12 protein-coding genes and 1 pseudogene are annotated in these 14206 nt (G+C 72.7%); 7 read left to right on the top strand and 6 right to left on the bottom strand.

Going from position 1 to position 14206, the window contains the following annotated elements:
• Nucleotides 1-4: 4 nt before the first annotated feature.
• Both ACIGWZ_RS17545 and ACIGWZ_RS17540 read right to left on the bottom strand, forming a co-directional pair.
• Nucleotides 5-1087 (bottom strand): annotated as a pseudogene (locus ACIGWZ_RS17545) (S-(hydroxymethyl)mycothiol dehydrogenase); the annotation flags it as partial.
• A gap of 202 nt (nt 1088-1289) precedes the next feature.
• Nucleotides 1290-2114 carry an IclR family transcriptional regulator gene (locus ACIGWZ_RS17540; protein WP_400066438.1) on the bottom strand — a complete coding sequence of 275 codons (825 nt, stop codon included), beginning with the start codon at nt 2112-2114 and terminating at the stop codon, nt 1290-1292.
• Between the two features lie 198 nt (nt 2115-2312).
• Between ACIGWZ_RS17540 and ACIGWZ_RS17535 the strand changes: the two genes are divergently transcribed.
• On the top strand, nt 2313-2642 hold the full coding sequence (locus tag ACIGWZ_RS17535) for a bifunctional 3-phenylpropionate/cinnamic acid dioxygenase ferredoxin subunit (protein ID WP_400065477.1): 330 nt from the start codon (nt 2313-2315) through the stop codon (nt 2640-2642).
• A 12-nt stretch (nt 2643-2654) separates the two neighbouring features.
• Here ACIGWZ_RS17535 and ACIGWZ_RS17530 read toward each other — a convergent pair whose 3' ends face one another.
• Complete coding sequence (locus ACIGWZ_RS17530) at nt 2655-3038, bottom strand: hypothetical protein (RefSeq protein ID WP_400065475.1); 384 nt, start codon at nt 3036-3038, stop codon at nt 2655-2657.
• Between the two features lie 374 nt (nt 3039-3412).
• Here ACIGWZ_RS17530 and ACIGWZ_RS17525 point away from each other — a divergent pair, with 374 nt between their 5' ends.
• The 6 genes from ACIGWZ_RS17525 to ACIGWZ_RS17500 all read left to right on the top strand — a co-directional run bounded on the left by ACIGWZ_RS17525 (nt 3413) and on the right by ACIGWZ_RS17500 (nt 9797).
• The gene (locus tag ACIGWZ_RS17525) at nt 3413-6247 is read left to right on the top strand and encodes a nitrate- and nitrite sensing domain-containing protein (RefSeq protein ID WP_400065473.1); all 2835 of its coding nucleotides are present in this window, start codon (nt 3413-3415) and stop codon (nt 6245-6247) included.
• Nucleotides 6244-6684 carry a roadblock/LC7 domain-containing protein gene (locus ACIGWZ_RS17520; protein ID WP_400065471.1) on the top strand — a complete coding sequence of 147 codons (441 nt, stop codon included), beginning with the start codon at nt 6244-6246 and terminating at the stop codon, nt 6682-6684. Before ACIGWZ_RS17525 ends, ACIGWZ_RS17520 begins: the two co-directional genes overlap by 4 nt.
• A 28-nt stretch (nt 6685-6712) precedes the next feature.
• Nucleotides 6713-7126, top strand: coding sequence for a DUF742 domain-containing protein (locus tag ACIGWZ_RS17515; protein ID WP_400065469.1), 414 nt, complete (start codon nt 6713-6715; stop codon nt 7124-7126).
• Between the two features lie 281 nt (nt 7127-7407).
• Nucleotides 7408-8271: an alpha/beta fold hydrolase gene (locus ACIGWZ_RS17510; RefSeq protein WP_400065467.1), complete on the top strand. Its 864-nt coding sequence runs from the start codon at nt 7408-7410 to the stop codon at nt 8269-8271.
• Nucleotides 8272-8335: 64 nt separating this feature from the next.
• A complete protein-coding gene (locus ACIGWZ_RS17505; protein WP_400065465.1) occupies nt 8336-8947 on the top strand; it encodes a TetR/AcrR family transcriptional regulator in 612 nt (203 codons plus the stop codon).
• A gap of 241 nt (nt 8948-9188) precedes the next feature.
• A complete protein-coding gene (locus ACIGWZ_RS17500; RefSeq protein WP_400065463.1) occupies nt 9189-9797 on the top strand; it encodes a GTP-binding protein in 609 nt (202 codons plus the stop codon).
• A 198-nt stretch (nt 9798-9995) separates the two neighbouring features.
• On the opposite strand, the gene glpK is transcribed toward ACIGWZ_RS17500, so the two are convergent.
• The 3 genes from glpK to ACIGWZ_RS17485 form a co-directional block, all read right to left on the bottom strand.
• Nucleotides 9996-11513: a glycerol kinase GlpK gene (gene glpK, locus ACIGWZ_RS17495; protein ID WP_400065461.1), complete on the bottom strand. Its 1518-nt coding sequence runs from the start codon at nt 11511-11513 to the stop codon at nt 9996-9998.
• 52 nt (nt 11514-11565) lie between these two features.
• Entirely contained in the window at nt 11566-12333 is a 768-nt protein-coding gene (locus ACIGWZ_RS17490) for an MIP/aquaporin family protein (RefSeq protein WP_400065459.1), read from the bottom strand.
• 149 nt (nt 12334-12482) lie between these two features.
• Nucleotides 12483-14204 carry an EAL domain-containing protein gene (locus ACIGWZ_RS17485; protein ID WP_400066436.1) on the bottom strand — a complete coding sequence of 574 codons (1722 nt, stop codon included), beginning with the start codon at nt 14202-14204 and terminating at the stop codon, nt 12483-12485.
• Nucleotides 14205-14206 lie beyond the last annotated feature (2 nt).

Here is a 14206-nt window from a genome sequence, read left to right as displayed (position 1 = left end):
GGCAGAGGGTGACGACCGACCGCAGGACCTCACCGCGCCGCATCTTGGTGAAGGCCGCTTCGAGGTCGTCGAGCCCGATGGTTTCGGTGACGAACCGGTCCAGGTGGAGTTTGCCGCTCAGGTAGAGATCGATCAGGACCGGGAAGTCGCGGCTGGGCAGGCAGTCGCCGTACCAGGAGGACTTCAGGGCGCCGCCGCGGGAGAAGAGGTCGATGAGCGGCAGTTCGATCCTCATCTCCGGGTCGGGGACGCCGACTTGGACCAGGGTTCCGGCGAGGTCGCGCATATAGAAGGCCTGGGTGTACGTCTCGGGGCGGCCGACGGCGTCGATGACGACATCGGCGCCGTGGCCGCCGGTGAGCCCGCGGACCGCCTCGACCGGGTCCGTGCCGCGGGAGTTGACGGTGTCGGTGGCACCGAACCGCTCGGCGGCGTCCAGCTTGCCGTCGTCGAGGTCGATGGCGATGACGCGCCGCGCGCCGGCCCGTGAGGCCCCGGCGATGGCGGCGTTGCCGACGCCGCCGCAGCCGATGACCGCGACGGTGTCGCCGCTGCCGACGGCCCCGGTATGGACGGCGGCGCCGTAGCCCGCCATCACTCCGCAGCCGATGAGCCCGGCGGCCTCCGGGCGCGCCGCGGGGTCGACCTTCACCGCCTGGCCAGCCGCGACCAGCGTCTTCTCGGCGAACGCGCCGATGCCGAGGGCCGCGGACAGCGGGGTGCCGTCCAGGAGGGTCATCGGCCGGGTGGCGTTACGGGAGTCGAAGCAGTACCAGGGGCGGCCGCGGCGGCAGGACCGGCACTGGCCGCAGGGCGCCCGCCAGGCGAGCACCACGTAGTCGCCGGGAGCCAGGTCCGTGACGCCGGGGCCGACCGCCTCGACGAGACCGGCCGCTTCGTGGCCGAGCAGGTAGGGGAAGTCGTCGCCGATCGCGCCCTCGCGGTAGTGCAGATCGGTATGGCAGACGCCGCAGGCCTGGACGGCGACCAGTACTTCCCCCGGGCCGGGATCCGGCACCAGGATCGTCTGCACCTCGGCGGGTGCACCCTTCTTGACGGCGACGGCGGCGCGGACTTCGTACGGCATGTCTCACTCCTCAACAACGCCCGGACGACGACCCGGCAGCGCGGCGGCGTCGGCCCAAAGTTGCTTATGGCGCTCTGGGTTGCGCCATGGGAGACATGCTGGAAGCCCGTCAGGGATCCGTCAAGGGGCGATTTTCCGCTGCCCGACGGCCGCCCGATGCGTGCTGGTGCCCGCCTGCGGGAGGCCCGGCCGGGGCCGCCGGTCAGCCCGCGTAGCCCATCCGGCGGGAGAGGTCGGCGGCGGCCTTCGCGGACCGCTCCGCGAGCTCCGGGAGCAGGGCGCGCTCCATCCGGTACGCCGGTCCCGAGACGCCGATCGCCCCGATCACCGCGCCGTCGTGCGCCCGCACCGGCGCCGCCACCGCGTTCAGCCCGATCTCCAGCTCCTCGGTGGAACGGGCGAATCCGTCCTCGAGCGCGGCCGTCAGCTGTTCGCGCAGTCCGGCCGGTGTGGTCAGGGTGTTCTCGGTGAACCGGGCCAGTTTGCGGGTCACCAGGGCCTCCCGGCGCTCCGGGGGCAGATGGGCCAGCAGCACCTTGCCGCTGGCGGTGGCGTGCAGCGGGGTGCGCCGGCCCAGCCAGTTGTACGCGGTCACCGCCGCGGCGCCCCTGGCCTGCATGATGTTGACCGCCGCATCGCCGTCCAGCACCGCGATGTTGGCGGTCTCCCCGGTGTCGTCGGCGAGCGCCCGGCACACCGGCTGGCCCTCCTGGGAGATGTCCAGCCGGATCGCCGCCGCGCCCGCCAGCCGCAGCACCCCGGCGCCCAGGAAGTACTTCCCGCGCTCCTTCTCCTGGCCCACCAGCCCGCGGTTCTCCAGCACCCCGAGGATCCGGAACGCGGTCGACTTGTGGACGCCCAGCTCCTCGGAGAGCTCGGTCACCCCGGCCTCGCCCAGCCGGGCGAGGATCTCCAGCACGCTCACCGCGCGGTCGACGGACTGGACGGAGCCGGCCCCGCCGCGCCGTTCCTCGGTCCGTTCCGCCGCCCCGTCCGAGGCATCCGGCGTACCCGCCGCGTTCGGCATGTTCGACGTGTTCGACGTGTTTGACATGGGTCTTTGCGTCACCGCCCGTTGGCCGCCGCGGGGTGCCTCCCAGGGCGCTCGTCCGGATCTCCGGAAAGCCCTTGACGGCCCGCCCCTCGACTTGGATTCTGTTGCGCATCACGCTCTGCGATGCGTTATTCAAAACGCCATGATACCGATCAGCGCGAGGGGGGCCAGATGATTGCCGTCTGCCGCATCGAGGACCTGCCCGAGGGTGAGTCCGTAAGGATCGAGATCGACGACACCACGCCGGCGATCGCCGTCTTCCACGCCGAGGGCGGTTTCTACGCCGTCGACGACACCTGCAGCCATCAGGACGCCTCGCTCTCCGAGGGCTGGGTCGAGGGCTGCTTCGTCGAATGCCCGCTGCATGCGGCGCTGTTCGACCTGCGCACCGGAGCACCGACCTGCCTGCCCGCCCGCCGTCCCGTGCGGACCCACGAGGTCAGCGTCGTGGACGGGATGATCCATGTCCGGCCCGCCGTACGGGAAGAGGCGGTGGCGTAACGCCCGGCACGCTCAGGCGGCCGCGCGGTCGATCCGGGACGGCTCGTCCCGTGTCTCCCGCGCCGCCGCCCGCCGCGCCCGCCGCCGCTCGCGGCGCAACTCCCGTGCGGTGCTGCTCGGCTGGGACTGCACGCCATGGCGCTGCACCCATACCTGCCGGGTCACCCACACATCGAGCACCCCCCACGTCGCGACCACGGTGCTGGCGACCGTGCTGAGCACCGCGGGGAAAGCGAGCCAGGAGCCCGCCAGCGTGCTCAGGAAAGCCACCATGGCCTGAATCAGCGTGATCGCGACGATGATGACGGCGCGCACCGCGGCCGTACGCACCGGATCCGCCATCCGGCGCCGGGGCGCCGGCTCCTCCTGCCACAAGGGGCGCCTGCCGGTGTCCATGAAAGCGTCACACTCCCCGCACTCTCCCCGCCCGTCCGACTCCTCGGTGGCTGCCCGGATTCTGCCGGATGCACGCACCTGGTGCCGCTCCCCGTCCCCCTTATCGTCACGCACCGTCCCGGCGCGGCGTTCCCCGGGGTGGGAGAAATCCGGCCAGTCGTCGGGTCCGCCCGCCGGACGCGCGTACGGCGTCCGAGGCACCCGATCGCGGGCGTGTTGTCCGGGTATCGACGGACAACTCATGACGATCCCGCCGCGCCCCCATTCCTCAACGTCAAGGCAGGCCTTCGAGTTGGTCCCCCGGCAGTAGTAGGCTCACGCCGTTTGTTGACGGAACACCACCCCCGTGCGCCGGGGTTGACGTAGGGGAGGCCATGCGCTTTCGCGGAAAGTCGATCCGCCGGAAGATCGTGGCGTTGCTGCTCGTACCGCTGGTGTCCCTGACGGCCATGTGGACGTTCGCGACGTACATCACCGGGCGCGAGGCCGACCAGCTGCTCGATGTCGCCAACGTCATGCAGAAGGTCGGCTATCCGGCCGAGGAAGTCGTCCAGGCCCTCCAGCGCGAGCGCCGCCAGAGCCTGCTGTATCTCGCGGACCGGCGTGGCGCCGATGCGCTCACCCAGCTGCGGCGGCAGAGCCGGGCCACCGACGAGGCCATCGCCCGGCTGCGCGGCAACGCCGAGGACCCCGATGTGCTCGACGAATTGCACGACGGGGTCGCCTACCAGGCGAAATCCGTCGTCGAGGTCCTGGCCGGCCTTCCCGAACTGCGCAAACAGGTCGAGGACAACACCGTCAGCCGCGACGAGACCCTGGAGGCGTACAACTCCATGGTCGACCCCAACTACGACTTCCTCGCCTCCCTCAACTCCCTCCAGAGCACGGAGATGGACAAGCAGGCCCGCGCGCTGGTGCAGGTCACCCGCGCCCGCGAGGCCTTCTCCCGCGAGGACGCGCTGATGTCCGCGGCGCTCGCCTCGGGCAGCATGACCCGGCGCGATCTGCGGATGCTCGCCGACCGGGTCGCCGAACGCCGGGTCCTGTACGGCACCAGCCTCACCCTGCTGCCCGCGAGGGACCGCGGCATCTTCGAGGACTACTGGCGCTCGGCCACGGCGCGCGAGGTGACCTCCTACGAGAACCGGGCGATCGCGGCCGGCGCCGGGGCCGCCCCGCACGTCGTCAACGCCGAGCGCTGGAACACCTCCGCGGACAAGGTGCTCGACGACCTCACCCGGATGGGCAAGGAGGCCGGCGACCGCTACCAGAAGCGGGTCGAGCCGTACGCCACCAGAGTCGTCCTCAAGGTCGTCATCGCCGGTGTCCTCGGCTTCGCCGCGCTGCTGGTCTCCGTCATCGTCTCGTTCCGGATCGGCCGTAGGCACGTCAAGGACCTGACCCGGCTGCGCAAGGCCGCGCACGAGGTCTCCGGTGTACGCCTGCCCAGCGTGATGCGCCGGCTCGCGGCGGGCGAACAGGTCGATGTGGAGACCGAGGCGCCCCGGCTCGAATTCGGCCAGGACGAGACCGGCCAGGTCGGCCAGGCGCTCAACACCCTCCAGCGGGCCGCCGTCGAGGCCGCCGTCAAGCAGGCGGACATGCGCCGCGGCGTCTCCGAGGTGTTCGTCAACCTCGCCCGCCGCAGCCAGGTGCTGCTCCACCGGCAGCTGACCCTCCTGGACGCCATGGAGCGGCGCACCGAGGACACCGACGAACTCGCCGACCTCTTCCGCCTCGACCACCTCACCACCCGTATGCGGCGGCACGCCGAGGGGCTGGTCATCCTCTCCGGTGCGGCTCCCTCCCGGCAGTGGCGCAAGCCGATCCAGCTGATGGACGTGGTGCGCGCGGCGGTCGCCGAGGTGGAGGACTACGAGCGGATCGAGGTGCGGCGGCTCCCGCGGCTGGCGGTGGACGGCCCGGCCGTCTCCGACCTCACCCACCTGATCGCCGAACTCCTCGAGAACGCCACCGTCTTCTCGCCGCCGCACACCGCCGTCCAGGTCCTGGGCGAGCGGGTCACCAACGGGTTCACCCTCGAGATCCACGACCGCGGCCTGGGCATGGCCCCCGACCTGCTGCTGGACGCCAACCTCCGGCTCGCCGAGACCCCGGAGTTCGAGCTGTCCGACACCGACCGGCTGGGCCTGTTCGTGGTCAGCCGGCTCGCCCAACGGCAGGGCGTACGGGTCTCCCTGCAGACCTCGCCGTACGGCGGCACCACCGCCGTGGTCTTCATCCCCGGCGCGATCCTGACCGAGACCTCCGAGGGCGGCCGCGAGGACACCGGAGCGCATGCCCTGGACCCGGTGGACGGCCGCGGCGGCAATGAACTGGAGCACGCCGCGGGCAAGCTGGCCGCGCTCTCGCAGGGGCCGGCGGCGCTACCGCAGCGCCGCACCCCGCGCGTCATCGACGGCCCGGTCGAACTCGAGGCGCCGCTCGCCCTGGGCGACCTGGGTCCCCTGGACGACGAGGACAGCGTCTTCCGAGGCCGGGAGAGCGGCCGGGGACGGGCCCGGGAAGGCGGCCACGACCGGCGCGGTCCGGCCGCCCGGCCGACCGGACCCACCCCCTCTCCGGCCGCACCGCCGGGCATCGCGCCGGTCCCGGCCGGCGAGCAGCACCAGCAGACCCGCGACCAGGCGCCCGGCGGCGGCCCCGCCCCGCTGCCGCGCCGCCGTAAGCCACCGGTCCTGGTCTCCGACCACGGCAGGACGGTCGACGGCGGGCCTGCGCATGCGCAGGCATCCGCCGAGGGGCCGGAACCGGAGCGCCGTGGACCGCGGCGCCCCGACCCCGCCGAGGAGCCGCCGGCGGGCGGCACCCCCGAGGCCCCCGCCCCGCTGACGCCGGGCGGGCTGCCCCGCCGGGTGCGCCAGGCCAGCCTCGCGCCGCAGCTCAGGACGGACCCGGACCGGCAGGCCGGGGAGCGCCGGGCCGAGGAGCCCGCGGACGACCGCGACGCCGACGCCGTACGGGCCCGGATGGCCTCGCTCCAGCGCGGCTGGCAGCGCGGCCGCCGCGACAACGAGGACGGCACGGCCGGGGACCGTCCTGACGGCGACGAACCGGCACGCGACGAACCGGCACGCGACGAAGACGCCCACCGCATCGGGACCGGCCGCGAGGCAGCAGCCCGCGACGGCGACGACGACGGTGACAGCACAGCACCAGGAACCACAACGGGAGGGGACGGTCCATGACCGCATCGAAGGCAGCAGCGTCCATCGCATCGGCCACGGAGAAGGGGGCCGGGGAGCTGAACTGGCTCCTGGACGAGCTGGTGGAGCGGGTCGGCTCGATCCGCAAGGCACTGATCCTCTCCAGCGACGGCCTGGCGACCGGTGCCTCGAAGGACCTGACCCGCGAGGACGGCGAGCATCTGGCCGCGGTCGCCTCCGGCTTCCACAGCCTGGCCAAGGGCGTCGGCCGGCACTTCGACGCGGGCCGGGTCCGGCAGACCCTGGTCGAGCTGGACGATGCGTTCCTGTTCGTCAGCGCGGCCGGTGACGGCAGCTGCCTGGCCGTCCTGGCCGACGCCGACTCCGACGTGGGGCTGATCGCCTACGAGATGACGCTGCTGGTCAAGCGCGTCGGTACGCACCTGGGCACGGCGGCCAGGTCGGGTCCGGCCACCTGAGCGACGACGGATCAACGACGGTGACGCCATGAGTGACCAGGACGGTCACGCCGTTCCGGAGCGGGGCGCGGCCCGCTGGTTCGACGACGAAGCGGGTCCGGTCGTCCGCCCGTACGCGATGACCCGTGGGCGCACCCGTACGACCGCGGAGGGGCGGCTGGACCTGATCGCGCAGGTGATCGCCGAGAGCCGCGCGGAACATGCCGTGACCGACCAGCTGCTGTCGCCCGAGCACGTCGAGATCGTCGAGCTGTGCCGGCAGGCGCCGCTGTCGGTCGCCGAGCTGGCGGCCGAACTCGACCTGCCGGTGGGCGTGGTGCGGGTGCTCATCGGCGATCTGCTGGAGGCGGAGCTGGTGCGGGTCAGCCGGCCCGTACCGCCCGCCGAGCTTCCGGACGAGAGGGTGCTGCGCGAGGTGATCGACGGCCTGCGGGCGCTGTGACGCGGCCGCTCGTCCACCGCCGCCGTCGCCGGGCTTTCGCGCCCGCGGCGGCGGCCGCCGTGTGCGGGCGCCGCCGCGCCGCGGACCGGAGGGGATCGCTGAGCGGGACGTACGGGCCGAGCCGGGGCCGCCACCGTGAAATGGCCGGTTCCGGTCGGCCCGGGGCGCCGCATTCCCGGGCCGCCGCCGAACGGAGGGGTGGCTTCCCAGCCTTGTTGAGCAATACTCAACACAGCGGTACGGTCTTGTTAAGCAGCTGTCAATATGAGGAGAGCGCCGCCATGGCCACCACCCCGGCCCCCTTCGAGCGCCTGGAACTCCAGGTCGGCCCGCACACCTACGACGCCCTGGCCGCCGGCCCGGCCGACGGCGAGCTCGTCCTGCTGCTGCACGGCTGGCCCGAGTTCGCCGACTCCTGGAGCGGCGTGCTCCCCGCCCTGGGCGCCGCCGGCTACCGCGCCGTCGCCGTCGACCAGCGCGGCTACTCCCCGGGCGCCCGGCCGCCGGCCGTCGCCGACTACGCCGTGCCCGAGCTGGTCGCCGACGCCCTCGCCTTCGCCGACTCCCAGGGCGCGGGCCGCTTCCACCTCGTCTCGCACGACTGGGGCGGCCTGGTCGCCTGGGCGCTGGCCGGCGCCCACCCCGAGCGGCTGAAGTCACTGACCGTACTGGCCACCCCGCACCCCGAGGCGCTCAACCGGGCCGCCGCCGGGGACCCCGAACAGCACCACCGGCTGGACTACGTCCGCTTCTTCCGGACCGAGGGCCAGGTCGCCGAGGCCGCCCTGCTCGCCGACGACGCCGGCCGGCTGCGCGCCGCATACGGCGGCAAGGTCCCGGCCGCACTCGTCGACGCCAACGTCCGCCGGCTCGCCGAACCGGGCGCGCTGACCGCCACCCTCAACTGGTACCGGGCGCCCGCATCGGTCATCTCCGTGCCCGCCGGCCGGATCGCCGTCCCCACCCTCTTCCTGTGGGGCAGCGAGGACGTCGCCCTGGGCCGCGTCGCCGCCGAATCGACGGGGGAGTGGGTCGACGGCCCGTACACCTTCGAGGCGCTGGAGGGCGCCAGCCACTGGCTGCCCGAAGAGGTCCCGGACGTGGTCACGCCCAAGATCCTCGACCACCTCGGCAAGCACGCCTGACGGGCCGCCGGGCCGGTACGCACCGAGAGCGTTCCGGCCCGGCCGGCCCCCGTACACTGCGGGCATGTCCGGCAAGCGGGTCACCCGCCTCACCCCCGACCAGCGCAGGGAACAGCTGGTCGGCATCGGTCTGGAGATGCTCGCCGACCGCTCCTTGGACGAACTGTCCACCGACGAGGTCGCCCGGCGGGCCGGCATCTCCCGCGGACTGCTCTTCCACTACTTCGACTCCAAACGCGACTTCTTCCGCGCCGTGGTCCGCGCCGAGTGCGACCGCTTCATGGCCGCCACCGAACCGGATCCCGCGCTGGCCCCCGTCCCGTGGATGCGCGCCTTCATCGCCGGCTTCGTCGCGTACGTCATGGCGCACCGCCGGATCTATCTCGCGCTGGTACGGGGCGCCGCGGGCAGCCACCCCGCGGTGACCGACATCCTCGACGAGACCCGCGAGGTGCTCGCCCGCCGGGTCCGCGACGGCCAGCGGCGGCTGGGCATGCCGGACGCCCCCCGGCTGGATCTGGCCTCCCGCGCCTGGATGGCCTTCGCCGAGGAGGCCGTCCTCAGCTGGCCCGCCGGGGAGGACGGCGACCACGACGAGCTGTGTGCCTTCGTGGAATCCAGCTTCGTGTGCTTCCTGGGGCTGCTCGACCGGCCCGCGGCGCTGGCCCAGAGCTGACCCACCGCCCCCCCAGGGACCCGCACCGCCTCCCCAACGCACCGTTCCCGCCGCCCTTTTGGACGCATTGGCGGCCTCTGGGAAGCGGTCGTTCCGGATGAGCGAGACCTCAAGTGGGCGCCGCGCGAGGCACGTTGTACCGTTTCCTTGTAGCTGCCAACGGTGGGCTGCACCGCTTCCCGGCAGGCCGGGCAAAACTCGTTTTCCCCCTGCACATACGGCAATTCAGGAGAAGAATTCCATGGCCTTCGGGCGTTCTGAGCGCCGCCGGCCCGCGGCAGTCGACCCGATGACGCTCAAGATCCTGGTCGCGGGCGGCTTCGGCGTGGGCAAGACCACCCTGGTGGGCGCCGTCAGCGAGATCAAACCGCTGCGTACCGAGGAGCGGCTGACCGAGGCGGGCCGGCCGGTCGACGACCTGGACGGAGTGGAGGGCAAGACCACCACGACCGTCATGATGGATTTCGGCCGCATCACCCTCAACGAGGAACTGGTCCTCTATCTCTTCGGGACCCCTGGCCAGGACCGCTTCTGGTTCCTGTGGGACGAGCTCGCGCGCGGCGCCCTCGGCGCGGTGGTGCTCACCGACACCCGCCGCCTGGCGGACTGCTTCGGCGCGATCGACTACTTCGAGCGGCGCGGCCTGCCCTTCACGGTCGCCGTCAACTGCTTCGACGGCGCCGAGCACTACCCCGCGGAAGCCGTCCGGGAGGCCCTGGACCTGGACCCCGAGGTGCCGGTGATGCTGTGCGACGCCCGGCGCAAGGACTCCGCACGGGATGTGCTGATCGCGGTCGTCCGCCACGCCATGAAGGTCACCGCCCAGCAGCGGGAGCCCGCGCTGCCCTGACCGGACGCGCGGATACGGCCCGTACCCCGCCGTCCGGGGTACGGGCCGTACGCGTACGCCCGCGGCCGGATCGACCGGGGACGTGGGATCGGCCGGCCGGGCGGGGGGCGTCGGACGCCGGATCCACCGGTCGGGCCTGGAACGTGGGACGTGGGGCCTATCGGCCGGGCCCGGGGCGCCGGACCTGTCCGTCCCCGGTCATGACGCCCCGTCCAGCCAGCCGAAGCTGCGCTCCACGGCCTTGCGCCAGTTGCCGTACTCGCGCTCCCTGGCCTGTCCGTCCATCCGCGGCGTCCACTCCGTGTCGCGCTTCCAGTGGGCCTTCAGCTGGTCCAGGTCCTGCCAGACGCCGGTCGCCAGCCCCGCCGCGTACGCCGCACCCAGACACGTCGTCTCCGGGATCACCGGGCGGATCACCGGCACGCCCAGCACATCCGCCTGATGCTGCATCAGCAGATTGTTGGCCGTCATCCCGCCGTCGACCTTGAGCTCGGTGATCCGCACCCCCGAGTCCTGGTACATGGCGTCCACGACCTCGCGGGTCTGCCAGCTGGTCGCCTCCAGCACGGCGCGCGCCAGATGCGCCTTGGTGACGAAGCCGGTGAGCCCGGTGATCACCCCGCGTGCGTCGGAACGCCAGTACGGCGCGAACAGGCCCGAGAACGCGGGAACGATGTATGCCCCGCCGTTGTCCGGGACGCTCGCCGCCAGCGGCTCGATCTCGGCCGCCGAGGCGATGATGCCGAGCTGGTCGCGCAGCCACTGCACCAGGGCGCCGGTGATCGCGATGGAGCCCTCCAGGCAGTAGACCGGCGCCTCGCCGCCGAGCTGATAGCCCATGGTCGTCAGCAGCCCGCTCTTGGACGGAACCGGACGGTTGCCGGTGTTCAGCAGCAGGAACGAGCCGGTGCCGTAGGTGTTCTTGGCCTCGCCGACGCCGTAGCAGGTCTGCCCGAAGACGGCCGCCTGCTGGTCGCCCAGGGCGGACGCCACCGGCACGCCCTGCAACTGCCCGACGGCCGTCCCGTACACCTCGGCCGACGACCGGATCTCGGGCAGCATCGCCTCCGGCACCCGCATCGCCGACAGGATCGCCGGGTCCCATTGGAGGGTGGAGAGGTTCATGAGCATGGTGCGGCCCGCGTTGGTCACGTCCGTGACGTGCACCCCGCCCTCGGTACCGCCGGTCAGGTTCCAGATCAGCCAGGAATCGATGGTGCCGAACGCGATCTCGCCGCGCTCGGCGCGGGCCCGCAGCCCCGGTATCTCGTCCAGCAGCCAGGCCGCCTTCGGCCCGGAGAAATAGCTCGCCAGCGGCAGCCCGGTGGCCTCCCGGAAGCGGTCCTGGCCGTCCGCGCCGCCCAGTTCGGTGCACAGCTGGGCGGTACGGGTGTCCTGCCAGACGAGGGCGTGGTGCACCGGCTTGCCGGTGGCCCGGTCCCACAGGACCGTGGTCTCCCGCTGGTTGGTGATCCCCAGCGCACTCAGTTGGTCCGCGCGCAGCCCCGCCTTGGCCAGCGCGCCCGCCACCACTGCCTGCACCTTCGACCAGATCTCGGTGGCGTCGTGCTCCACCCAGCCCGGCTGCGGAAAGATCTGGCGGTGCTCGCGCTGGTCGACGGCGACGATCGCCCCGTCGTGATTGAAGATGATGCAGCGGCTCGAGGTGGTGCCCTGATCGATCGCGGCGACGTACTTCTCGGTGTGCTCCGTCATGCCGTCACGCCTCCTGAAGTCCTGGGTCTGAGTGTGTGCGGGCCCGTCGGCGTCAGAACGCCGCGTTGTACACCAGCCCGGAGAGCACCGCGCCGATCAGCGGGCCGGCCACCGGGATCCAGGCGTAACTCCAGTCGGAGGAACCCTTGTTGGGGATCGGCAGCAGCGTGTGCGCGATCCGCGGGCCGAGGTCGCGGGCCGGGTTGATGGCGTAGCCGGTGGGTCCGCCGAGCGACAGGCCGATACCGACGACGAGCAGCGCGACCAGCAGCACATTGATCCCGGAACCGTAGACCCCCGCTTGTGCGCCGGGGACCTGGCCGATGCCGATGCCCTTGTTCTCGCCGAAGAACAGCAGGGGCAGCACCAGGCCGATGGTGGCGATGATCTCGGTGACGAGATTGGCGACCGGATTGCGGATCTCCGGGCCGGTCGAGAAGATCCCCACCGTCGGCTGCGCCTTGTCCTGTTCGGCGTTGGCGGCGAACTGCGCGTAGTACAGCGCCCAGGCCAGTACGGCTCCGATCAGCGCGCCGACGATCTGGGCCAGGATGTACAGCGGCACCTTCGACCACGCGGTGCCGCCCGCGACCGCCGATCCGAGCGTCACCGCCGGGTTGAGGTGTCCCCCGGACAGCGGCGCGGCGGTGTAGGCCCCGGCGAGTACGCCCAGACCCCAGCCGAAGGCGATCACCACCCAGCCGGCGGATCTTGCTTTCGAATAGTGCAGTGTGACGGCGGCGCACACCCCGGCGCCGAACAGAATCAGGATCGCGGTGCCGATCACTTCACCGACGACGATGTCCCCATTGGAATACATGGCGGCTCCTTGGCCCTCGCCCGGGGCGGTCCCCCGGACCTCCGTGCAGGCACCGGGAAGTGTTCACCTGAGGTGATGGAGCGTCAAGGTCGCGCACAGGAGCAGATGTCGAGGGAACGGACCGCGGCGGACGGTGCCCTGTGACGCCGTCACAGACGGCTGCGTACGCCCTCCGTACCGGCCGTGCCCGCACAGGTCGGACCGGTCGGCGGCGGCACCTGCGCCGCGCTTCCCCGCCGTACCTCCATGCGCTGCGCGCCCGGCCGGCCGACCACCCAGCTCGCCCCCGGCAGCGCCTTTGCCGCCTTCTTCAGCGGCGCGAGCGCGGCCGCCGCCTCACGATGACCGCGGACGCTGCCCGGCGGACAGTCCACCGTCGCCAGCGACAAAGTGACCGCCCGCCCGCCCGCCGCCCACGGCACATCCAGCACCGCCGCCGCGAACGGCGCCAGCGCCTCGGGCCCGGCCAGCACCAGGAAGTCGTCCCCGCCGATGTGCCCCACCCGGGCGCCCGGCTCGCGGGCCGCCACCTCCGCCAGCGTCCGCCCCACGGAACGGATCAGCTCATCGCCCGCCGCAAACCCCGCACCGTCGTTGATCTGCTTGAAACCGTCCACATCCAGCCAGCTCAGCGCGAACGCCCGGCCCTCGGCTATCCGCCGGTCCACCTCGCCGTTGACCGCATCCGAACCGGGCAGCCGGGTCAGCGGATTGAGCCGCGCGGCCTCCTCCACCCGGCTCTCGGCCAGCGCCCGCACGATGTCGGCGAGATGCACCACCCCCATGCACCGGCCGCGCTCGTCCACCACCGCCACATCGTCGCCGGTCCGGTCGCGCTCCCCGTCGGCGATCAGGTCCAGCACCTGCCAGGCGGTGGCGTCCGCGCCCACCGTCCGCGGCCGGTCCGCCAGCCGCAGCGCCGGCCGGTCCGCGTACAGCGCATGCCCGTACCGCCCGGACAGCGACAACAGGAACCGGTCGCGGTCGATCGCCCGCACCGGCACCCCGTCGGTGTCCACCAGCAGGACCCCCGACACCCCCGGAAACCCGGTGAGATGACTGCGCACCGCCCCCGCGGACGCGGTCATCGGCAGCAGCGCCGCGGGCTGCAGGAACTGTGCGACCGGCGGCCCCGAGGGCGGGCTGTACGGCGCCGACCCGCGCGCCGCCTGGGCCGGACGCTCGGCCGGCAGATAGACATCGACGGCCGCCCGCCGGGCGGGCGGCGCGAACAGATGCCCCTGCGCCAGCTGCACGCCCGCCGCCCGCGCCGCCGCGTACTGGCGCTCGGTCTCCACCCCTTCGATGGCCAGCAGCCCGCCCACCTGCTCGCACAGCTGCCGCATCGCGGCCACCGCGGCCCGCCGGCCCCGGTCGGTCGCCAGGCCCGCGCACAGTGACCGGTCGAGCTTGACCAGGTCCGGCGTCAGGTCGCCGAGCAGCCGCAGCGGCAGATCGCCGTCCCCGACCCCGTCCACGCAGATCCGGTACCCCTCGTCGCGCAGCCCCGCCACCGCCTCCAGCAGCGACCGGTGCGGGACATGGGTGAACGGTCCGCCGATGTCCAGCGTGATCTCCCATGTCCGGCGTCCCACGTCCCGGACGGCCTTGCCCAGGGACGTCAGCGACGGCAGCTCGGCCACCGTCGCGGCGAAGACGTTCACGTGCAGCGGCAGCATCGTCTCCTGGCGCGCCGCGTCCCGTACGGCGAGCGCCGCCAGCTCGGCGTCCAGGTCGGGGCAGCGGTGCGCGGTGCCCAGTACGTCGATGCCGCCCTCGCCGTCCTCGGGGCGGGCGAGTATCTCCAGCGCGGCGACCGAGCCGGTCGCAAGGTTCACGACGGGTTGAAAGGCGAAGCGAAGCTGGTCCATCC

Origin of the sequence: Streptomyces sp. NPDC053427 (assembly GCF_044544985.1) — a bacterium.
GTDB lineage: Bacteria > Actinomycetota > Actinomycetes > Streptomycetales > Streptomycetaceae > Streptomyces.
The sequence above is the reverse complement of the archived record's forward strand: the minus strand, read 5'-3'. Positions and strand labels throughout refer to the sequence as shown.